Origin of the sequence: Promicromonospora sp. NPDC060204, assembly GCF_042728455.1 — a bacterium.
In the GTDB taxonomy this organism is placed as follows: Bacteria; Actinomycetota; Actinomycetes; order Actinomycetales; family Cellulomonadaceae; genus Promicromonospora.
On sequence record NZ_JBHWZO010000117.1, the window covers coordinates 1 to 18,633 of the forward strand.

The 18,633-nt window shown below is 72.3% G+C and carries 21 protein-coding genes; 8 read left to right on the plus strand and 13 right to left on the minus strand.

The annotated features are described in order from the left end of the window. Positions 1–55 precede the first annotated feature (55 nt). The 4 genes from ACFWEJ_RS15805 to ACFWEJ_RS15820 all read right to left on the minus strand — a co-directional run bounded on the left by ACFWEJ_RS15805 (position 56) and on the right by ACFWEJ_RS15820 (position 3,430). The gene (locus ACFWEJ_RS15805; protein ID WP_377230159.1) at positions 56–709 is read right to left on the minus strand and encodes a C40 family peptidase; all 654 of its coding nucleotides are present in this window, start codon (positions 707–709) and stop codon (positions 56–58) included. Between the two features lie 348 nt (positions 710–1,057). Further along, on the minus strand, positions 1,058–1,540 hold the full coding sequence (locus ACFWEJ_RS15810) for an SRPBCC family protein (RefSeq protein WP_377230160.1): 483 nt from the start codon (positions 1,538–1,540) through the stop codon (positions 1,058–1,060). Between the two features lie 76 nt (positions 1,541–1,616). Next, a complete protein-coding gene (locus tag ACFWEJ_RS15815) occupies positions 1,617–2,747 on the minus strand; it encodes a PASTA domain-containing protein (RefSeq protein ID WP_377230161.1) in 1,131 nt (376 codons plus the stop codon). Continuing rightward, positions 2,744–3,430 carry a SigE family RNA polymerase sigma factor gene (locus ACFWEJ_RS15820; RefSeq protein WP_377230162.1) on the minus strand — a complete coding sequence of 229 codons (687 nt, stop codon included), beginning with the start codon at positions 3,428–3,430 and terminating at the stop codon, positions 2,744–2,746. The genes ACFWEJ_RS15815 and ACFWEJ_RS15820 overlap by 4 nt, the downstream gene beginning before the upstream one ends. Before the next feature lie 80 nt (positions 3,431–3,510). Between ACFWEJ_RS15820 and ACFWEJ_RS15825 the strand changes: the two genes are divergently transcribed. Together ACFWEJ_RS15825 and ACFWEJ_RS15830 are read left to right on the plus strand one after the other, a co-directional pair. Next, complete coding sequence (locus ACFWEJ_RS15825; RefSeq protein WP_377230163.1) at positions 3,511–4,620, plus strand: DNA glycosylase AlkZ-like family protein; 1,110 nt, start codon at positions 3,511–3,513, stop codon at positions 4,618–4,620. 107 nt (positions 4,621–4,727) lie between these two features. Next, positions 4,728–5,999 carry a cytochrome P450 gene (locus tag ACFWEJ_RS15830; RefSeq protein WP_377230164.1) on the plus strand — a complete coding sequence of 424 codons (1,272 nt, stop codon included), beginning with the start codon at positions 4,728–4,730 and terminating at the stop codon, positions 5,997–5,999. 54 nt (positions 6,000–6,053) lie between these two features. Here the strand turns inward: ACFWEJ_RS15830 and ACFWEJ_RS15835 are convergent, their stop codons facing one another. After that, positions 6,054–7,244 carry a cytochrome P450 gene (locus ACFWEJ_RS15835; RefSeq protein ID WP_377230165.1) on the minus strand — a complete coding sequence of 397 codons (1,191 nt, stop codon included), beginning with the start codon at positions 7,242–7,244 and terminating at the stop codon, positions 6,054–6,056. A 131-nt stretch (positions 7,245–7,375) separates the two neighbouring features. Between ACFWEJ_RS15835 and ACFWEJ_RS15840 the strand changes: the two genes are divergently transcribed. After that, entirely contained in the window at positions 7,376–7,891 is a 516-nt protein-coding gene (locus ACFWEJ_RS15840; protein WP_377230166.1) for a GNAT family N-acetyltransferase, read from the plus strand. Positions 7,892–7,951: 60 nt separating this feature from the next. On the opposite strand, the gene ACFWEJ_RS15845 is transcribed toward ACFWEJ_RS15840, so the two are convergent. Both ACFWEJ_RS15845 and ACFWEJ_RS15850 read right to left on the minus strand, forming a co-directional pair. Continuing rightward, positions 7,952–8,719 (minus strand): GH25 family lysozyme, encoded by a 768-nt coding sequence (locus ACFWEJ_RS15845; RefSeq protein ID WP_377230167.1) that lies wholly within the window; start codon positions 8,717–8,719, stop codon positions 7,952–7,954. Between the two features lie 65 nt (positions 8,720–8,784). After that, a complete protein-coding gene (locus tag ACFWEJ_RS15850; RefSeq protein WP_377230168.1) occupies positions 8,785–9,303 on the minus strand; it encodes a DinB family protein in 519 nt (172 codons plus the stop codon). A 91-nt stretch (positions 9,304–9,394) separates the two neighbouring features. Here ACFWEJ_RS15850 and ACFWEJ_RS15855 point away from each other — a divergent pair, with 91 nt between their 5' ends. Beyond that, positions 9,395–9,652, plus strand: coding sequence for a hypothetical protein (locus ACFWEJ_RS15855; RefSeq protein ID WP_377230169.1), 258 nt, complete (start codon positions 9,395–9,397; stop codon positions 9,650–9,652). A 93-nt stretch (positions 9,653–9,745) separates the two neighbouring features. Here ACFWEJ_RS15855 and ACFWEJ_RS15860 read toward each other — a convergent pair whose 3' ends face one another. The 3 genes from ACFWEJ_RS15860 to ACFWEJ_RS15870 form a co-directional block, all read right to left on the minus strand. Continuing rightward, a complete protein-coding gene (locus ACFWEJ_RS15860) occupies positions 9,746–10,252 on the minus strand; it encodes an FBP domain-containing protein (protein ID WP_377230170.1) in 507 nt (168 codons plus the stop codon). A gap of 384 nt (positions 10,253–10,636) precedes the next feature. Then, positions 10,637–10,999 (minus strand): DUF3817 domain-containing protein, encoded by a 363-nt coding sequence (locus ACFWEJ_RS15865; protein ID WP_377230171.1) that lies wholly within the window; start codon positions 10,997–10,999, stop codon positions 10,637–10,639. Between the two features lie 64 nt (positions 11,000–11,063). Continuing rightward, positions 11,064–11,993 carry a DMT family transporter gene (locus ACFWEJ_RS15870; protein WP_377230172.1) on the minus strand — a complete coding sequence of 310 codons (930 nt, stop codon included), beginning with the start codon at positions 11,991–11,993 and terminating at the stop codon, positions 11,064–11,066. Here ACFWEJ_RS15870 and ACFWEJ_RS15875 point away from each other — a divergent pair. Next, positions 11,992–13,401 carry a PLP-dependent aminotransferase family protein gene (locus ACFWEJ_RS15875; RefSeq protein ID WP_377230173.1) on the plus strand — a complete coding sequence of 470 codons (1,410 nt, stop codon included), beginning with the start codon at positions 11,992–11,994 and terminating at the stop codon, positions 13,399–13,401. The two genes, ACFWEJ_RS15870 and ACFWEJ_RS15875, sit on opposite strands and share 2 nt — an antisense overlap. A gap of 2 nt (positions 13,402–13,403) precedes the next feature. On the opposite strand, the gene ACFWEJ_RS15880 is transcribed toward ACFWEJ_RS15875, so the two are convergent. The 3 genes from ACFWEJ_RS15880 to ACFWEJ_RS15890 are packed head-to-tail and all read right to left on the minus strand — an operon-like array spanning position 13,404 to position 15,294. Next, positions 13,404–13,733 carry a TfoX/Sxy family protein gene (locus ACFWEJ_RS15880; RefSeq protein ID WP_377230174.1) on the minus strand — a complete coding sequence of 110 codons (330 nt, stop codon included), beginning with the start codon at positions 13,731–13,733 and terminating at the stop codon, positions 13,404–13,406. Between the two features lie 29 nt (positions 13,734–13,762). Then, positions 13,763–14,254, minus strand: a complete 492-nt coding sequence (locus tag ACFWEJ_RS15885; RefSeq protein WP_377230175.1) for a nitroreductase family deazaflavin-dependent oxidoreductase — start codon at positions 14,252–14,254, stop codon at positions 13,763–13,765. A gap of 50 nt (positions 14,255–14,304) precedes the next feature. Beyond that, positions 14,305–15,294: a LacI family DNA-binding transcriptional regulator gene (locus ACFWEJ_RS15890; protein WP_377230176.1), complete on the minus strand. Its 990-nt coding sequence runs from the start codon at positions 15,292–15,294 to the stop codon at positions 14,305–14,307. Positions 15,295–15,537: 243 nt separating this feature from the next. Between ACFWEJ_RS15890 and ACFWEJ_RS15895 the strand changes: the two genes are divergently transcribed. The 3 genes from ACFWEJ_RS15895 to ACFWEJ_RS15905 all read left to right on the plus strand — a co-directional run bounded on the left by ACFWEJ_RS15895 (position 15,538) and on the right by ACFWEJ_RS15905 (position 18,582). Beyond that, positions 15,538–16,407: a carbohydrate ABC transporter permease gene (locus ACFWEJ_RS15895; protein ID WP_377230177.1), complete on the plus strand. Its 870-nt coding sequence runs from the start codon at positions 15,538–15,540 to the stop codon at positions 16,405–16,407. A gap of 4 nt (positions 16,408–16,411) precedes the next feature. Continuing rightward, positions 16,412–17,212, plus strand: a complete 801-nt coding sequence (locus ACFWEJ_RS15900) for a carbohydrate ABC transporter permease (protein ID WP_377230178.1) — start codon at positions 16,412–16,414, stop codon at positions 17,210–17,212. A gap of 62 nt (positions 17,213–17,274) precedes the next feature. Continuing rightward, positions 17,275–18,582: an ABC transporter substrate-binding protein gene (locus tag ACFWEJ_RS15905; protein WP_377230179.1), complete on the plus strand. Its 1,308-nt coding sequence runs from the start codon at positions 17,275–17,277 to the stop codon at positions 18,580–18,582. Positions 18,583–18,633: the final 51 nt, after the last annotated feature.

Here is an 18,633-nt window from a genome sequence, read left to right on the forward strand (position 1 = left end):
CGGCCCACGCCGCGGTGCTCCTGCGCTCTGGTTGTCGGTGCGTTCTCGGTGTGGCTCAGTACGGGCGGATGTAGACCGCGTAGTCCTGCCACTGCTCGGTGTAGCGCACAGGACTGCCGTAGTTGGCGGCCTCGACCACCATGCCGTCGCCGGCGTAGAGGGACACGTGCCCCTGGGTCCACACGATGTCGCCCGGGATCGGCGACGACACCTGGTACCCGGTGGCCACCATCGACGACGACGAGTGCGGCAGCTCGACGCCGAGCTGCGCGTACACGTACTTGACCAGGCCCGAGCAGTCGAACCCGGTGGCGGGCGAGCTGCCGCCGTACGCGTAGGCGATGCCGATGTACTGCATCGCGATCGAGACGGCCTGGGCTCCGATGGAACCGTCGGACGCGTAGTCCGGGGTGGCCGGCTCGGCTTCTTCGGCGGCCGCGGTCGTTGCGGTCACCTGCTCTGTGGTGGTCTCCACGACCGGCTCCGGCTCGGGTTCGGGAGCGGGGGTGACCTTGACGGCCTTGCTCTCGATGGTGAGCCGCGCGTCGTTCGCGACCAGCACCGCTGGTGCCGTCGCGACTTCCTTGGCCAGTCGGTTCGAACCGTCTCCCGCGATCGCGTGTGCGCTGGGTGCGAACGCCGTGGCGAGAAGTCCGGATGATGCCGCGATCACTGCACCGGAACGAGCTGCGGTGCGTGTGACGGACATGAAGTGAGTGCTAGGAGCATGATCGGCGCGGTGTCGACCGCGTCGGACGGTGGTACTCACCGAAGTTCTCCAAGTCGCCGGTTGCGCGGTCCCGTACCGGTCTGGGGAATGGGGCCCGCGGCTGCGCCTCCGGTGGGCGCAGCGAATCTGACGCTACATACGGGTACCCACCTTGTCTCGATCAGATAACACTTGTCGTGAAGTATCGGCCTGTCCGAAACGCGCGTAACTTTTCGACCAGATGCCTTTTCCCAGCGTAAGGAGCATTTTCAACACCGAAATGCGGTCCTGACGGCTATGAAAGAACAGTGGACGAAATGATGCGACACGCGCCTCTCCGTCGGTGTGTCAGCCCTTGTCCCGCACCCGGAGCTCCGCCTCGGCCCTGAGATCGGCCAGCTCCGTGTCCGCCAGCTCGCGCGACCTGGACCCCACCACCTGGTTGGTCAGCCCGGCGAGCATCCCGCTCTGCGCGACGACCATGGTCACCTCGCACGCGGCACCGCCGTCCGGCCCGTCGCCGTCCGGCCCGGCGCCGCGCAGCGGCGTGACCCGGTGCGCGATCCCGGTCCGGACGCCGGGGGTGGAGCTGCTCGACCAGGAGAAGCCCTGCCCGTCGGTGAGGCCGTCCACCTCCCAGGTCGCCGTCGGCAGCCCCGGTTGGTCGATCTCCACGCGGGACCCGACGACGATCGCCCGCTCGGGGCCCAGCAGCGTCACACGGCTCATCGAGCCGGTCCACGACGGCATCCGCTCGACGTCGGACAGGATCTGCCAGACGACGTCGGCGGGCGCATCGATCCTGGTGCTGGTGCGGTAGGCGTGAGCCACGGGCCCCAGGCTACGCCGGGCTCGGGAGCATCCGGCGCAGCCCGGGGCCCGTGGCGGGCCTTCGGGTGCGGGCGGGTCAGGGCCCGGTGGAGAGCACCACCGTGACCAGGGCACCCCAGCTGACGAGTGCGCCCTGCACGGGATCGGACGAGACGACGGTCCCCTCGGGCACCGTGTCGGACGCGGCCTCCTCGATCACGCAGGTCAGGTGCTTCTGCTGGCACGCGACCTCGACGTCCTCACGCGTCATGGCAGCGAGGTCGGGCACCTCGATGACGCTGTCGGCGACCTCGTCGGGCAGGTCCGTGAACTCGGTCGTGAGGTAGGTCTCGCGGGTGTGGATCGATCCCTTGACCCACTCCCGCTCGAGCGGGAGGTTCTGCTCCCCGTCGAAGATCACCGTCGTGGTCGTGTCGGGCGTCTCGTAGGTCAAGGCAGTACCTGGCCGGTCCTCCGAGTCGCGGGCGTCCAGGTCCACCTCGACGTTCGGCAGGGCGAGCAGCAGGTGCCATGCCGCGGCCCGGAGCTCCGGCGCGGCCGGGGCCTGGCTGACCAGCCGGGAAGCGGCGTCGGGCACGGCCCAGTTCCGCTGGGTCGCAGGGTAGAGGTCACGCAGTGCCGCGTGCAGCGGTCCCGGCTCGGTGGGAAGCTCCGCCACGTCCGTCCAGGTGTAGGCGACAGGGTTCCCGCCCTCGAAGTCGACCTTGTCGCCCAGCGCCATCAGCTCCGGACCGTGCTGGGTGAGCTCGAAGCTGATGCCGTCGCCGTACCACCGCTCGGTACCCAGGGGCGGGTCGCCCGTGGGGTCCTCGGCCGAGGTCCTGCGCGTCACCACGTGGTAGTACGTCGCATCCCGCCAGCCCTCGGGCGGCATGAACGCGGCTTCGCCCGGCAGGAAGGGGTGGCTCGGCTCGTCGGCCAGGCGGTCCTTCTCGCTCGACGTCAGGGGCGGCCCGGTCGGCGACGGCGACGGCTCGACCGGCACCGTCGTCGACCCTCCAGGCACGACGACGGTGGGCTCCAGCGTGGTGGCCACCCAGGCCCCGCCCCCGAGGGCGAGCGCCAGGGCCAGGGTGATGCCGCCCGCCCGGGCGGCCCGCCGGCGTCGGGCAGCGGGGACGACGCGCGTGACGTCGACGTCTATCCGCGGCGCGACCCGTGTGACCTGGGCGCGCAGGGACTCGGCGAACTGCTCGTCGGGGTTCATGACCCGCTCCTCTCGTTGTCGGTGGGCCGATCGGTCGCGTCGGTCGCGTCGGTCGCGTCGGCCGCGTCGGTCGCGTCGGTCGCGTCGGTCGCGTCGAAACCCTGCAGGATCTCGCGCAGGCGCCCGATGCCGCGGGACGCGGTGGACTTCACCGTGCCGACCGTGACGCCGAGCGCGTCGGCGACCTCGCGCTCGGGGAGGCCCTCGAGGTGCCGGAGCACCACGATCCGGCGCTGCCGGGTGGGGAGCAGGCGGAGCGCGCGGACCAGGCGGTCCCGCTCGGCGTGCAGGTCGGCGGTGCTCCCGGCGCCGTCCGGCCGGTCGGGCACGGCGTCGGAGGCCATGAGGACCTCCCGGCGCCGGCGCCGCCAGCCGTCGATCCGCAGGTTCGCGAGCACGCGCCGCGCATACGCGAGCGGCTCGCCCTGGCGGGCCCTCGGCCAGGCCAGGTACGTCTTCATCAGGGCCTGCTGCACCAGCTCCTCGGCCTGGTGCGGGTCGCCGCACAGCAACCAGGCGGTGCGCGCGAGGGCGGGGGCGGAGCGCGACATGAAGGAGGCGAACTCGGCCTCCTTGTCGCGCGCCACCGTGACGTCGACCACCGCGTCGCCGGGGGCGGCGTCGGCGTCGGCGGCGTGGACCGGGTCGGGGCTCGAGCGCCCCGCGACCATTGGCATGCTCATGCCTCCTTCACGGTTCGGCACGGCGAAAGGTTGAGCGGGGCGTCCGGGTGACTGTGGGTGTGCTTCCGTATCCTCGCGGCATGGCCACCCATCGGCTCACCGTGCAGCAGGCGCGTCGCATCGCGCTCCGTGCCCAGCTCCTCGACGCCCACCGGCCGGTCGACCTGGTGCACCTGGTGGAGGACCTCACGTTCCTCGCGGTGGACCCGACGTCGGCGGTGGCCCCGGCGGTGGACCTCGTCGCCTGGTCGCGGCTCGGGAACGAGTACTGGGTGGGCGCGGTCGACGACGCGATCACGGACCGCATGCTGTTCCAGCTCCGCGGCACCGTGCGGTCGATGGGCGACCTGCCGCTGTACCTGGAGCAGATGGGGCAGTGGCCGCAGAACGAGACCATGCGGCAGTGGCTCGCCGACAACGCGGAGTTCGAGCGCGAGGTGCTGGCGCTGGTCGAGGCGGAGGGGCCGGTGCTCGCCAAGGACGTGCCCGACACGGCCCGCGTCCCGTTCACCTGGGGCGCCGAGGGGTGGAGCAGCCGGCGCAGCGTGGCCGAGATGCTCGAGGCGCTGAACATGCAGGGCAAGCTCGCGATGGTGGGGCGCAAGGGCCGCCAGCGGCTGTGGGACCTCGCCGACCGGGTCTATCCGCAGGTCGAGGCGGTGCCGCTCGCGGACGCGCTGCGCGAGCGGGTCGACCGTCGGCTGGCTGCGGAGGGCATCGCGCGCAAGCGGGCGCAGGGCCGGTCCGGCGACGGCGCCTGGTGGGTCGACCTGCCGGGCGAGGTGGTCCAGGTCGAGGGCGTCGACGGCGAGTGGCGGGTGGACCCGGAGCTGCTGGAGCACGCGGACGACGAGTTCGAGCCGCGGACCGCCCTGCTGTCCCCGTTCGACGCGATCGCCGCCGACCGCGCCCGGCTGCTCGACCTGTTCGGCTACGAGTACACGCTGGAGATGTACAAGCCGAAGGGGAAGCGGCGCTGGGGGTACTTCGCGCTGCCGATCCTGCACGGCGAGCGGTTCGTGGGAAAGCTCGACGCGAAGGCGGACCGCAAGGAGAGCGTGCTGAACGTCTTCGCGGTGCACGAGGACCTGCCGTTCGACGGGGCCACGATGGACGCGGTGCACGCGGAGATCGAGCGGCTCGCGACGTGGCTCGGCCTGGGGCGCGTGGACTACGCGAGATCCGCCTAGCGGCACCCGCGGCCCGTCCGGGGCGGATTCGGCAGAGGAAAAACCACCCGCGCGCGGAACCGGCTGGACCTTCCGGACCGCCAGGTGCCTGTGGTCGGATGGCGGCCATGACACAGCGGACAATTCGGTACGAGACGGACTCGTTGACGAACCTGACGGGCCTGGTCTCCCTGACGGCGCTGACCAGCAGCCCGGACCCGCAGGCGGCGTACGACGCGCTGCGCGCCCGCTGGGGTGCCGTGGCTCCGGTCGAGATCGAGGCCGGGGTGCCCGCGTGGCTGGTCATGGGCCACCAGGAGAGCTGTCATGTGATGCGCTCCGAGGCCGCTTTCGCCAAGGACCCGCGCACCTGGCGGTGGAACTACGAGGGCCTGCTGCCGCCCGGCACGGCGATCGCCACGTTCGCGCCGGCCGATCCGCGGCCGTCGTCGTTCCACCACGACGGCGAGGAGCGGCGCCGGCTCCGCAAGCCGCTGGACGACGCCCTGGAGCAGCTCGACGAGCGGATCGTCCGCGACAGCATCACCGACCTGTGCCGGCGGATCATCGACCGCATGGGCCCGAGCGGCACCACCGACCTGGTCCGGTCGTTCTGCCAGCCCATGGGCTTCCTCGCGATGACGACGCTGCTCGGGTTCGACCTCGAGACGGGCGCGCAGCTCATGGCCGACTCCGCCAAGGTGGTGGTGGCCGACGGCGACGAGGTGGCCGCCGCGCAGGCCCGGGTCGCCGGCACGATCCTGCAGCACATCCAGCAGCGCAGGCAGGACGGCGGGCAGGACCTGATCTCGTTCCTCGCGGTGCACCAGAACTTCGCGCACGACGGCGAGATCGCCTCGACGGCCGTGGTCCCGATGCACGCCGCCGCGATCTTCCTCACCGCGTGGATCACGCAGACCCTGCACCTGCGGCTGTCCGACCGGCAGCTCGCCTCCCGGGTGACCGGCGGCCGGGTCGGGCTGGACGACGCCCTCGACGAGGTGCTGTGGCGCCAGTCCCCGATCGCCCAGTCCCCGGCGCTGCGGTTCGCCCGCAACGACGTCGAGCTGGGCGGGCGGCTGATCAACAAGGGCGACGCCCTGGTGCTGTCGATCGCCGCTGCCAACGGCGACCCGGCCGTGCACACCAGCGACCCGTGGGACGAGGTGGGCAACCGCGCCCACCTGTCCTGGGGCACCGGACCGCACGCGTGCCCGGCGCCGCGCCAGGCCCGCCTGATCGCGCGCATCGCGGTGGACCAGCTCCTCCGGCACATGGACCTGCAGCTCCACGTGCCGGAGGAGGGCCTGCCCTGGGCGCACTCGCCCTGGGTGCGGCACCCCGAGCGGATGCCGGTGACCTACCGGCGGGCCCCGGCGTTCGGCGACATCAACGCCTGACGACAGGCCGGGCGCCCGGCCGCGGCCGTCCCGCCCGGTGCCCGGCCGCCATCGTCAGGACAGACGCGCCGGCAGCCGCGCCGGGCCGTTCGCCACGAAGCCGGGCACCTGCCCGTGGTCGCCGTCCGGCTCGACGAGCCGGAGGTCGGGGAAGCGCTCGAACAGCGCCGGCAGCGCGACCTCGGCCTCCAGCCGCGCCAGCGGCTCGCCGGGGCAGTGGTGGGCCCCGCCGCCGAACGCGAGGTGCGTCCGGTCCGACCGCGCGGGGTCGAACACCGCGGGCTCCTGGTGCACGGCGGGGTCCCGGCCCGGGGCGCCGAACGCCGCGATGATCGGGTCGCCCTTGCGGATCTGCACGCCGCCGAGCTCCAGGTCCTCGACCGCGAAGCGCAGCGGGATGTAGACCACGGGCGGGGCGACCCGCAGGGTCTCGTCGACCACGGCCGACCAGGAGACCTCGCCCGCGCGGGCCGCGGCCAGCACCTGGGGGTGGGTCAGCAGCAGGCGGGTGGCCGAGGCCAGCAGGTTCACGGTGGTCTCGTGGCCGGCGATCAGCATCAGCCGGACGGTCGAGACCGCCTCCTCGTCCGTGAGCGCCTCGGCGACCGTGCTGGTCAGGTCCTCGCCGGGCGTCTCGCGCTTGGCCTGGACCAGCCCCGCGATGAGCTTGCCCAGCTCGATCTGCGTCGCCAGGGCCTCGGCCGCCGTCGTGCTCGTGTCCATCAGGGCGTCCGCGCAGCGGCGCATGTCGCCGCGGACCTCCGCGGGCACCCCGATCAGGTCGCAGATCACCTCGATGGGGATCGGGTAGGCGAACAGCTCGCGCAGGTCCACCACCGCGCCGTCGGCGCCCGCCGCGGCGAGCCGGTCGAGCGTCGCGGCGGTGGCCGCCTCGACCGCGGGCCGCATCTCCCGGGTGCGCCGCGCGGTGAAGGCGCGCGCCACGGACTTGCGCAGCCGGCGGTGCTCGTCCCCGTACGAGTTGAACATCGACTTGCTCGTGACCCAGGTGTACAGCGGCCACTGCGGGGTGATCGTGCCGTCGGCGAGCGCGGTCCAGTGCTGGTGGGAGTCCTTGGAGATCCGCGGGTCGACCAGCATGGGGCGGAGCAGCGCCACGTCGGTGACCGTCCACGCCTCCACTCCGCCGGGGAGCGAGACGCGTGCGACCGGGCCCGTCGCGCGCAGGCGAGCGGCCTCTTCGAGCACGGCGCCGCCGGCGGGATCAAGTACCACGGTCTCCACGAGCACTCCTCATGATCAGGTCCAGAAACGGTGGCCTCAGTCTTTTCCGAGATGCCCGCTTTGTCCATAGAGGAAGTGGTTGAATATTTCAGTAGCATCGGATGCTACGAAATCGGACTATCATCCGCGACGTGACATCACAGATGATGGTTGACCTCGTTCCGGTCGGCGAGGACGTGCTCGAAGACCTGCTCGCCCTGGCCGTGGCCGAGGCTCAGCCCGGCGAGGTGATGCCGCCCGCGTCCGGCGAGTCCACGCACGAGGCCCGCACAACGTGGACCGAGCTGCGCAAGGGCGCGTTCCGCGACTACCACCGCCGGTGCCGGGTCAACCTGACCGCTCCGGTCCCCGAGGTGACCTGGGCGGTCAAGGCCCAGGGCCGGATCGTGGGAGCCGCCCGCCTCGCCCTGGTCGACGACGACCCCACGGCGCGCGAGGTCGGTCTCTGGCTGGGCGAGTCCTACCGCGGCCACGGCATCGCGGACGAGGTGGCCTACTGGGCGCTCGCCGCCGCGCGGACCATGGACGCCCGGCGGCTCGTGGCCCGCACCGTGGCGAGCACACCCGCGCGCAGGACGCTGGAGCGCATCGGCTTCGAGGTGGCCGAGCACGACGACGGCCTGGTCGGGACCATCGCCCTGCCCTGACCTGTCCTGCCTTGACCTGTCCTGACCTGCCCTGACCTGCCCGGACCGCCGCGCCGCAGGTCAGGGCAGCGTGAGGTCAGCCAGCTCCTCGCGCGTACCCGCGAAGACGTTGAGGTCGATGTACGGCTCCGCGCCGTCGTACCCGGCCAGCCGGTCGCGGTTCGAGTACTGCCAGACGGTCCAGTCCCGGCCGTTGGAAAGCCCGGGCGTCCACGCGACGGACCGGATCCAGACCGGCAGGTCGGGGTAGCGGCCCGCGACGTAGAGGTCGTAGGCCTCCTCGGTCGCGTACACGATCGGCGGCACGCCGTAGTGCTCCTCGATGCCCGCGACGAGCGGGTCGAGGATCGCGCGCACCTGCTCCGGCGTCGGCGGGTCGTCGAAGTAGGGCCCGTAGAACTCGAGGTCGACGACGGGCGGGAGCGTGCCCGGGGTCGCGGGCACCTCGCTCGCGAGGTGCGCGGCCTGTTCCGCCCCCGGGCTCTCGAAGCTCATGAAGTGGTACGCCCCCACGAGCAGGTCCGTCCGCGTCGCGGCCGCCCAGTTCTCCGCGAACCGCTGGTCGGTGTGCGACGCACCCTCGGTGGCCTTGATCCACGCGAAGTCGAGGTCCTGCGCGGCGAGCACGTGCCAGTCGATCTCGCCCTGGTAGTGCGAGACGTCCACGCCCCGCACCTCGTAGGCGGCCGCAGGGACCCGGTTCGGCCACACCGTCCCGGTCGCCACGAGCACGCCGAGGACGGCGAGGACGGCCACCCCGGCCCCCGTCGTCCACAGGCCTGTGCGCAGTGCTGACCTGGGCGGACGATCTTCGAGCGGGGTGCGCATGCCCGGAGGCTAGCCGCGAGATGCGCGCGCCGCGGTGGACATCCGTGCAGGTCGTGTGCGGGCGGCTACTCGCCCGTCACGCCGCCCGCGATCTCGGCGGCGATGTCCAGGTGCCCCGCGTGCCGGGCGTACTCCTGCAGCACGTGGAAGCAGATCCAGGCGAGCGTGGGCGGGTCCGTGGTGAACCGGCCGCCGAGCGCCCCGTGCTCCGCGAGGTCGTGCGTGGCGAGCACCTCGCGCGTCGCCTCGCCCCCGGCGTGCAGTGCCGCGAGGAGCTCGTCCGGGCCCACGCCGTCGGGCACCGCCCACGGCCCGTGCGGGTCCTGGCCCGCGTGGTCGCCCCAGGGCCGGTCGACCTGCTCGCCCAGGAAACCCCACCGGAACCAGCGGCGCTCCATGTGCACCAGGTGGATCAGCAGCTCGAGCGGCGACCAGCCGGACGGCAACCGGGAGGCGCGCAGGTCGGCGTCGGACAGGCCGCGCACCTTTCTGTCCACGGCCTGCCGGTAGTAGTCCAGGTAGGCGGCGAACAGGACCGGGGTGTCGGCGGAGTCGAGGCGGGGCTCGCGGTCGGAGAGGGGCACGTGGCGAGGTTACGTCGCGACGCCGGGAGACCGCCGCGAAGGAAGTTGCCGAAGTGCTGTGACATCGGCGGGGTCGCCGCGTCTGTACTGCATGACCGCGACGAAGAGCAGGACCTACGGGCTGGCCTCGAACCCCTCGGAGTGGGCCGCGCACCGCCGCGCCGTCGTCTTCTCCGTGCACCGGATGTTCCCCGGGGTGGACGCCGAGCGGGCGGCCACCGAGGGGCTGGGCGAGCTGTGCCGCCAGATCGTGATGCGCGGCGCCGTCGACCGGCCCGCCGTCGTGTGGTGCGAGGCCGCCATCTCGGCCGCCGCGCGCCTGCGGGCCGAGGACGGCGTGCCGGCGTGAACCACCGCCGGTGTGCCCACTCGGCGTCCCCACCGCACCCCCCGCGGATGTCGGACGCACAGGCCCGCGGGACCTGTGCGCCCGACGCGAAGGTCAGCGCGTACTGCCGACCTCTGCCACGAACCGAGCGGCGCGTTCGCGCAGACCGGCGATGCGGCGGTCGGTGATCAGCTCACGCATGGCCGGGTCGTTGCCGGCCTCGGTGAACGTGGGCGTGCGCCGCACGTTGCGGGAGCAGACGAACTCGGTGCAGATCAGCGTGCCGATCGTGTTGCCGTTGCGCCCCGAGGCGCCGCCCCGCTTGGCGACGTAGAGGGACACGTCCTCGGTGACGACGACGTCCTCGCACCAGGCGCAGACGCCCTTGGTGCGCTTGCCGCCCGCCTTGGCGTCGGTGGAGCGCAGCAGCACCCCGGTCGGTTCGCCGTCGAGCTCGAGCACCACGTACGCGGACAGCGGCGCCTTGCGGTCATGCCATCCGAGGTAGTCGAGGCGCTCCCAGTCGAGGGTGTCGAGGTCGGGGAGGGTCGCCTGCGCGGCCTCCCGCTTGCTCGCGTTCTGGAAGGACGCGCGGATCTGCTTCTCGGTCAGGGGGTTCATCAGGTTTCTCGGCTTCCGATCGTGCGGAGGCCACCGGCCGGCTTTCCTGGTCGCGCGGGTGCACGACGTCGCCGCGGGCACCGAGACATTCGGTGCACCGGGCCGGCTGGCGGCAGGGCAGGGGACGATGCCGCGCCTGCCCTCCGAGCCGTATTGCCAGGTCAGAGAGCTGTAGCGCGGGTCCGGGCGCTGCCCGAGCAGGCCGAGACGGCCGCCCCGCATCCCGCGGTGAATACCCGCATCTCTCGCTCCTCGTGGTCGACCGGTCCGTGTGGGACCGGTGCGTCGGCCGGGCCCTGTGCCGCACAGCCGACACTCGATGCTACGACACCGTTGCCGCGCGGCACATGTGCTTTTCCGCACGTCCCGGCGCGGCCCGTGCGGTCAGCGCGTGGGCTGCAGCTCCGCGTCCTGCTCCCGCGCGGCCTCGCGGTCGGCAGGGTCCGCGAGGTGGCCCGTCCGCTTCAGCCACCACTCGGCGAGCAGCGTGGTCAGCGGCGGGACGGACGATGCCAGCGCCACGAGCGTCCGGAACCAGCCCCACCGCAGCCTGACCCCCACGACCAGCGTGACCACCACGAAGAGCACGAACGCCCCGCCGTGCAGGCGCCCGAACAGCCACACCCCGGCCTCGGTGGTCCCGGTGACGTACTTGAGGAACATCCCGACCAGCAGTCCGGCCCAGGTGAACGCCTCGATCCAGGCGACGACGGCGAACAGGCGGCCCAGACGGGACATCGGGGGCATGCGGGATCCTTCCGGAGGAGGGTCGGGGTGTGCGCCCAGTCTGCCCGACGCCGGGCGGTGCACCTCAGCCGGGCTGCCGCAGGCGGGACCGGACGGCGACGCCGGCGCAGAGGATCACGGCCGCCCCGCCGAGCGCCGTCGGCCAGCCGACCTGCTCGTGCAGGAGCAGCGCCGCCCAGCCGATCCCCAGCACGGGCTGGACCAGCTGCACCTGGCTGACCTGCGCCATCGGGCCGATCGCGAGGCCGCGGTACCAGGCGACGAAGCCCAGGAACATGCTCACCGCCCCCAGGTAGCCGAACAGCGCCCAGTCGAGCGGCGTGCCCGACGGCGGCTGTCGCACCACCGCGACCGCTGTGAGCAGTGCCATCGGCACCGCGGCGAGCACCAGGGCCCAGGAGATCGTCTGCCACGAACCGAGCTCGCGCGAGAGCAGCCCGCCCTCCGCGTACCCGAACCCGCAGGCGACCACGGCGGCGAGCAGGAGCAGGTCCGGCCCGTGCAGGCCGCCGAACCCGTCGCCCTGGACCGAGGCGAACGTGATCGCCGCGGCCGCGCCCAGGGCGGCCATCACCCAGAACGACGCGCGGGGCCGCTCGTGCCCGCGCAGGACCACCAGTACCGCGGTGGCCGCGGGCAGCAGGGCGATCACGACCGCGGCGTGGCTGGCCGACGCGGTGGTCAGCGCGAACGACGTCAGCACCGGGAAGCCGACGACCACGCCGGCCGCGACGACCGCGAGCCGCGCCCACTGGACGCCGCGGGGCCGGCGCTGCCGCGTGATCGCGAGCGCGGCCCCCGCCAGCAGCGCGGCCACGACCGCCCGCCCGCATGCCACGAACAGCGGCGACATGGCGCCGGAGCCGACGATCACGCGGGTGAAGGGAAGGGTGAACGAGAAGGCCAGCACCCCGAGGAGCCCCCACCAGTGGCCGGCGCGCGAGGCCGATAGCGGACGGTCCGTCGTGAGGGTAGCGCTACTGTTGGCTGTCATGTATGACGATAGCAGCGGACGGATCGTCGTCGGGTTGCACGACTGGATCGCGGCCGCGGCACCCGGCGCGCGCCTGCCGTCCAGCAGGGAGCTCGTGGCCCGCTACGGGGCGAGTCCGGTCACGGTGCAGAAGGCGCTGCGCACCCTGGTGGCGCAGGGCGTGGTGGAGACCAGGCCGGGGATCGGCACGTTCGTCCGGGCCGTGCGGGTGGCCCGCCCCCACGACTTCGGCTGGCAGACGGCGGCGCTCGGCCCCCGCCAGCAGCCCGCCCAGCAGCTCTCGCGGGCCCAGCACACCGTCCCGAACGACGTCGTCGCGCTGCACTCGGGGTACCCGGACCGCGAGCTGCTGCCCGAGCGGCTGGTCCGCGCCGCCTTCACCCGGGCGGCGCGCAGCGAGGCCGCGGTGACCCGGTCGCCCGCCGCCGGGGTCCCGGAGCTGCAGGCCTGGTTCGCGGCCGAGGTCGGCGGCGCGTCACCGGCCGGCGTGGCCCCGCCGGCGCCGAGCGACGTCGTCGTCTTCCCCGGCAGCCAGAGCAGCCTCAGCATCACCTTCCGTGCCCTGGTCGGCGCGGGCCGGCCGCTGCTGGTCGAGTCGCCCACCTACTGGGGCGCCCTGCTCGCGGCCGACCAGGTCGGGGTGCGGGTCGTCCCCGTGCCCAGCGGCCCCGAGGGGCCGGACCCGGAGGTGCTCGCGCGCGCGTTCGAGCAGACCGGGGCGCGCGCCTTCTACGCGCAGCCGCACTTCGCCAACCCCACGGGAGCCCGCTGGTCGCCCGACCTGTGCGACGAGGTGCTCCGGCTGGCCCGGCAGCACGGCGCGTACGTGATCGAGGACGACTGGGCGCACGACTTCGGCATCACCGAGGACGTCGTGCCCCTCGCGACCCGCGACGACGACGGCCACGTGGTCTACCTGCGCTCCCTGTCCAAGAGCGTCTCGCCGGCGGTCCGGGTGGCGGGGCTCGTCGCCCGGGGGCCGGCCCGTGACCGCATCCTCGCCGGCGCCCAGGCCGAGTCCATGTACGTGAGCGGCATGCTGCAGGCCGTCGCGCTCGACGTCGTGACCCAGCCCGCCTGGCGCACCCACCTGCGCGGGCTGCGCCAGCAGCTCGCCGGCCGGCGCGACCTCCTGCTCGGCGCGCTGCGGGAGCACGTCCCGGCCGCGCGCGTCGAGGCCGTGCCCCGGGGCGGCCTGAACCTCTGGGTCCGCTTCCCCGACACGACGGACGTCGCCCGCCTCGTCCGGGACTGCGAGGCGTCGGGCGTGATCATCGCGGCGGGGGACGAGTGGTTCCCGGCCGAGCCGACCGGCGCCTACCTGCGGCTCAACTACTCGGGCCCGAACCCGGGTGCGTTCCCGCAGGGTGCCCGCGTGATCGGCGAGATGCTGGCGCGACAGTCGTGAGCCTACTTGGCCGGCAGCGACCGGGCGAAGCCGACCCCGCGCCGCACCCAGGCGCTGAGCTCCGCCTCCGTGGCGACGGCCGCCGCCGGGACTTCCAGCCAGCCGGCCATGGTCCGGGCGCCCATCACCGCGCGCCCGGCGGCCGTGGTGCGCGCCAGCTCCTCGGCGGCGTCGGCGCCGACCCGGACCAGCAGGCCGTCGTCGCGCACCGCGACGGCGAGGTTGCCGCCCACCAGGAACGACAGCCCGCCGAACATGTGCTTCTCGGAGAGCCCGTCCTCGCCGGCCAGGGCATGCCTGATCTCGTCGGCCAGGACCCGGTCGTACGCCATGCCTGCGAGGTTACGCCCGGCCTACGAGGCTACGCCCGCTGCGGCCGCTCCAGGCGGAAGAGGCGCACCTCGCGGCCCGACGTCCGCTCGTAGCCGCGGTAGCCCGGCCACTGCCGCTCGATCTGCCCCCAGATCGCGTCGCGCTCGCCGTCCTCCACGAGCGTCGCGTGCACCGGGATGTGGCGGCCGCTCACGCTGATGCTCGCGTCGGGGTGGGCCAGCAGGTTGTAGGTCCACGCGGGGTGCCGGTCCTGGGCGAACGCCGAGCCCGCCACGATCGCCCGGCCCGGGCCGTCGGGCGTGTACATGAGGTAGGTGTCGCGCGGCTTCCCCGACTTCGCGCCGCGGGTGTGCAGCACGAGCGACGGCACCAGCAGCGCGCTGATCTGCAGGCGCCCGCCCGAGCACCAGGCGAGCGCCCGCTCGGCGGGCGGCAGCACCACGGGGCCGACGGAGCGGAAGAACCGCGTGCGGGTGAACGGTGCGACCACCGAGCGGACGCCGTGCAGCAGGCTGGACATCTGCCCATCGTGCGGCCGGACGGCCTCGCCCGCCCCCGGAGCCCCCGGGTTCAGCGCTCCACGAGCTCGAACGGCACCGTGATGCGGCCCCGGAGGTCCGCGCGCGGGCCGGTCAGGAGGTCGAGGATCGTGTCGCTGGACCGCGCGACGCCGGAGTCGACCGACGGCAGCGGCGGGATGGTGTACCGGCCCTCCTCGATGCTGTCGAAGCCGACCACCACCACGTCGTCCGGCACCGTGATCCCACGCACGGCCAGGGTGTACAGCGCCCCGAAGGCCAGGGAGTCGTTGAAGCAGAACACGCCGTCGAACGGGACACCCCGGGCCAGGAGCTCCTCGATCGCGCGCGAGCCCTCGGCGCGGTTGAACCGCTCCACCTCGACCAGCAGGTTCGGGTCGACCTCCAGCCCGCTGGTCCGCATCGCGCGGCGGTAGCCCTCGAAGCGCACCGTGGCGGTGTCGGCGACATGGGACTGCATGCCGATCACGGCGATGCGCTTGCGGCCGCGGTCGATCAGGTAGCGGGTCGCGGCCTCGGCGGCTGCCACGTTGTCCGGCCCCACGTGCGCCACGCGGTCGGACGCCAGCGCCTCGCCGTGCTCCCCGATGAGCACGAGCGGCACGGTGCTGCGGCGGTTCGCGACGTCCTCGGGCGTGAGGGTGAGCGGGCTGAAGACGAGGCCGTCGAGCGCCGGCAGGTTGGTGCTCTCCAGCATCGCGAGCTCGACCGAGCGCTCGGCCTTGGTCTGCGTGGCGAGCACGGTGAGCCCGCGCCGCTGGGCGGCGCTGACGAACTCCGAGGCGAACTCGGCGAAGTACGGCTCGCCCAGGTTCGGCACACACAGCCCGAGCAGGCCGCTCGACCCGCTGCGGAGCTGGCGCGCGGCCAGGTTGGGGCGATAGCCGAGCTCGTCGATGGCGTCGAGCACCCGTTTGCGCACGGGTTCGCTCACCCATCCCGTGCCGTTGACCACGTTCGAGACCGTCTTCGTGCTCACGCCGACCCGCTCGGCGACGTCGGCCAGTCGCACCCGTCCCACAAAGTCTCCCCTCGGTGTGCGCCGGCGGCCGGCGCCGCGGGCACTCACCCGGGCCCCGGAAGCCCCCGGATTCCAGGCGGCTTTGCTGGCGCAGGGGACATCCTATGCCTGTGCTAGCCTGACCTCCGCCGCTCAGTTCATCGTCGAACTAAACCTGACGATCCGGAGGCGGCGACCCCTGCCCCGCAGTCGACAGTGCTGAGGGCCGGCCAATAGTTCAACGCTGTACTAGGAGTCGAGTCAATGAGATCGTTCGGCGGCCGCTGGGCGCCCTACCTCTACGTGGCGCCCATCGTGATCATCGCCGGCGTGCTGCTGTACTTCTCGATCGGGTTCGCCGTCTACGCGAGCCTGACCGACTGGAACGGCCTGACGCGCATGGAGTTCATCGGGCTGGCGAACTACGCCGAGCTGTTCCAGGACCGGACGTTCTACATCGCCCTGGGCAACACGGTGAAGTTCATGATCGCCACGGTCACCCTGCAGGCCGTGCTCGGCCTGCTGATCGCCGTGATCGCCAAGGAGCGCATCCCCGGGAGCAACTTCTTCAAGGCGCTGTTCTTCGCGCCCATCGCGATGGCTCCCGCGATCATCGCGACGGTCTTCAAGTACATGCTCGAGGCCAACTACGGCGCGCTGAACGAGACGCTGCGCGCGCTGGGGCTGCTCGGCGCGAACGACACCATCCAGTGGCTCGGCGCCGACCTCGGCGTCTGGTCCATCTCGGCCATCAACGTCTTCTCGTGGATGGGCTTCTCGATGATGGTCTACTTCGCCGGCCTGATGGCCATCCCCGACGAGCTCTACGAGGCCGCGGAGCTCGACGGCGCCGGCTGGTGGCGCCGCCTGTTCAGCATCACCATCCCGTCGCTGCGCGGCACCACGAGCGTGCTGATCACCCTCGGCATCGTCGGCTCGCTCAAGACCTTCGACTCCGTGTGGCTGACGACGCAGGGCGGGCCGGGCGTCTCGACCCACTTCCTCAGCACCTTCCTCTACCAGGCGCGACTCGACCGGGAGGCCGGCTACTCGTCCGCGATCGGCATCGTCATCCTCGTCGTCGCGTTCGCCCTGGCCGTCGTCCAGATGCGTCTCAGCAACCGGGAGAACTGAACCGATGAAGCGCAAGAGGCTCCTCGCCTGGGTCGCCATGTACGGGGTGCTCGGCATCCTCGCGATCATGTGGATCTACCCCATCGTGGTGGCGATCCAGAAGTCGTTCGCCGTGGGCGGCGTCGGCAACTACGCGGCGGTCCTGAACCACGACCAGTTCAACTACTGGTCGGCGATCGGGAACAGCTTCCTGATGGCCGGCGGGTCCACCGTGGTCATCGTCGTCATCTCCTGCCTGGGCGGCTACGCGTTCTCCCGGATGCGGTTCCCCGGCCGGGTGTTCCTCTACCGGGCCCTGCTCGCATGCCTCGCGGTGCCCGTGGCGTCCGTGGTGACCCCGCTGTTCTTCTCGATCAACAGCCTCGGGCTCCGCGACAGCTACTTCGGCGTGATCATCCCGCTCGTCGCGTTCAACGTGATGACGATGCTCCTGCTCACCAAGAACCACTTCGACGGCATCCCGACCGAGCTCGTCGAGGCCGCGACCATCGACGGCGCCCGTCCCTTCGGGATCCTGTGGCGCATCTTCCTGCCGCTGAGCGGGCCGCTCCTGGCCAACGTCAGCGTGCTCTCGTTCGTGTACTCCTGGAACGAGTACCTGCTCCCGAACCTGCTCATCTCGTCGCCCGAGAAGTACCCGGTGACCCAGGCCATCGCGCTGCTCCAGTTCGAGCGGATGAGCCAGGAGCAGATCGGCCAGCTGTACGCGGGCCTGATCCTCATGACCATCCCCTCGGTCATCGTCTACCTCTTCAGCCAGCGCTACCTGCAGTCCGGCCTCACGGCCGGCGCCGTCAAGAGCTGAAGGAAACCCCGCGACCCGTTCCAACGGCCCGCACCAGCACTGTTCACCATCAAGGAGGATCAATGTTCAGATCGCCTCGTGCCGTCCCCCGTCGTCTGCTCGCCGCCACCGGTGCGGCGTCCGCCCTCGTCCTGCTCGCCGGCTGCGCCGGGGGCGGGGACGACGGCGTCGCCGACGACGGCACAGTCACCCTCACCTACCGCACCTGGATCCCGTCGCTCGAGCAGTGGCAGCCGATCGTCGAGGCCTTCGAGGCCGAGAACCCCGACATCAAGATCGACTTCCAGGGCGCGGACGGCGCCAGCGACTACCTCAGCGAGCTCGACAACCTGATCCTCGCGGGCGAGGTGCCGGACATGTACGGCATCCAGACCACGTCGGCGTTCGACGACTACGCGGAGTACGCGCTCGGCACCGAGGAGTACGCCGCCGACTGGATCGACGGCGTCAAGCCGGAGCTCCTGGAGGAGACGACGACGTCGGACGGCGAGGTCAAGGCGCTGCCGATCCTCACGGCGGGCAGCGAGTTCTACCTCTACAACCAGACCCTGTTCGACGAGCTGGGCCTGGAGCTGCCGACCGACTACGCGAGCCTCGTCGAGGTGAGCAAGGCCGCGCAGGACGCCGGGTACTCCAGCTTCGCGATGGGCGCCGCCGACACCTGGCACGCCGCGGACTTCTTCGTCTGGCTGAGCAACCAGTACGGCGACGGCGGCGAGATCTACGCCGCGGCCGCCGGCGAGTCCCCCTGGGACTCGGACACCCTCGTCGAGGCCGCGACCGCGTGGCAGAAGCTGTTCGACGACGGCGTGTTCCAGCAGGCGGCGACGTCGACGACGACCTACCCGTCGGCGCGCGACGACTACCTGCTCGCCCGCAAGTCGCTGGCGATGCCGACGGGCTCCTGGCACGTGAGCGCCGCGCTCGCCGGCAACGCGGAGACGCCGGGCAGCGCCGTCGAGGACGACGTCCTCGGCATGGCGCCGTTCCCGACGATCGGTGACGACGAGGCGACGTCGACCAGCGGCGTGGACTACGCGCTCGCCCTGAGCGCCGACCTGGAGGGGCCCAAGCTGGACGCCGCCACCAAGTTCGCGGAGTTCCTCACGGTGGGCGAGGGCCAGCAGATCTGGGTCGACACCCTGCAGGGCTTCCCGGCGGCGACCGACGTCAGCGCCGAGCTGTCCGAGGACGAGAACGAGACCGCGCTGGAGAGCGTGCAGCAGGTGACCGACGCGCTCGCAGCCGCCGAGTACCCGCGCAAGCTGGTCTCGGCCGACAACGACGGGCTGGAGAACGACCTCGGCGTCGTGCTGCAGAACATCGCGAACGGCGCGGACCCGGCGGACGAGCTGGCGACGCTCAACTAGCCCACCCGGCTGACGACCAACTGGCTGACTCGACATCCCCGGGATGCCGAG

Excerpts from the sequence above, each read along its gene's own strand:
- ACFWEJ_RS15805 (WP_377230159.1), bottom strand. The coding sequence starts at position 709 with ATGTCCGTCACACGCACCGCAGCTCGTTCCGGTGCAGTGATCGCGGCA.
- ACFWEJ_RS15815 (WP_377230161.1), bottom strand. The coding sequence starts at position 2,747 with ATGAACCCCGACGAGCAGTTCGCCGAGTCCCTGCGCGCCCAGGTCACA.
- ACFWEJ_RS15820 (WP_377230162.1), bottom strand. The coding sequence starts at position 3,430 with ATGAGCATGCCAATGGTCGCGGGGCGCTCGAGCCCCGACCCGGTCCAC.
- ACFWEJ_RS15825 (WP_377230163.1), top strand. The coding sequence starts at position 3,511 with ATGGCCACCCATCGGCTCACCGTGCAGCAGGCGCGTCGCATCGCGCTC.
- ACFWEJ_RS15830 (WP_377230164.1), top strand. The coding sequence starts at position 4,728 with ATGACACAGCGGACAATTCGGTACGAGACGGACTCGTTGACGAACCTG.
- ACFWEJ_RS15845 (WP_377230167.1), bottom strand. The coding sequence starts at position 8,719 with ATGCGCACCCCGCTCGAAGATCGTCCGCCCAGGTCAGCACTGCGCACA.
- ACFWEJ_RS15855 (WP_377230169.1), top strand. The coding sequence starts at position 9,395 with ATGACCGCGACGAAGAGCAGGACCTACGGGCTGGCCTCGAACCCCTCG.
- ACFWEJ_RS15860 (WP_377230170.1), bottom strand. The coding sequence starts at position 10,252 with ATGAACCCCCTGACCGAGAAGCAGATCCGCGCGTCCTTCCAGAACGCG.
- ACFWEJ_RS15865 (WP_377230171.1), bottom strand. The coding sequence starts at position 10,999 with ATGCCCCCGATGTCCCGTCTGGGCCGCCTGTTCGCCGTCGTCGCCTGG.
- ACFWEJ_RS15875 (WP_377230173.1), top strand. The coding sequence starts at position 11,992 with ATGTATGACGATAGCAGCGGACGGATCGTCGTCGGGTTGCACGACTGG.
- ACFWEJ_RS15870 (WP_377230172.1), bottom strand. The coding sequence starts at position 11,993 with ATGACAGCCAACAGTAGCGCTACCCTCACGACGGACCGTCCGCTATCG.
- ACFWEJ_RS15880 (WP_377230174.1), bottom strand. The coding sequence starts at position 13,733 with ATGGCGTACGACCGGGTCCTGGCCGACGAGATCAGGCATGCCCTGGCC.
- ACFWEJ_RS15885 (WP_377230175.1), bottom strand. The coding sequence starts at position 14,254 with ATGTCCAGCCTGCTGCACGGCGTCCGCTCGGTGGTCGCACCGTTCACC.
- ACFWEJ_RS15895 (WP_377230177.1), top strand. The coding sequence starts at position 15,538 with ATGAGATCGTTCGGCGGCCGCTGGGCGCCCTACCTCTACGTGGCGCCC.
- ACFWEJ_RS15900 (WP_377230178.1), top strand. The coding sequence starts at position 16,412 with ATGAAGCGCAAGAGGCTCCTCGCCTGGGTCGCCATGTACGGGGTGCTC.
- ACFWEJ_RS15905 (WP_377230179.1), top strand. The coding sequence starts at position 17,275 with ATGTTCAGATCGCCTCGTGCCGTCCCCCGTCGTCTGCTCGCCGCCACC.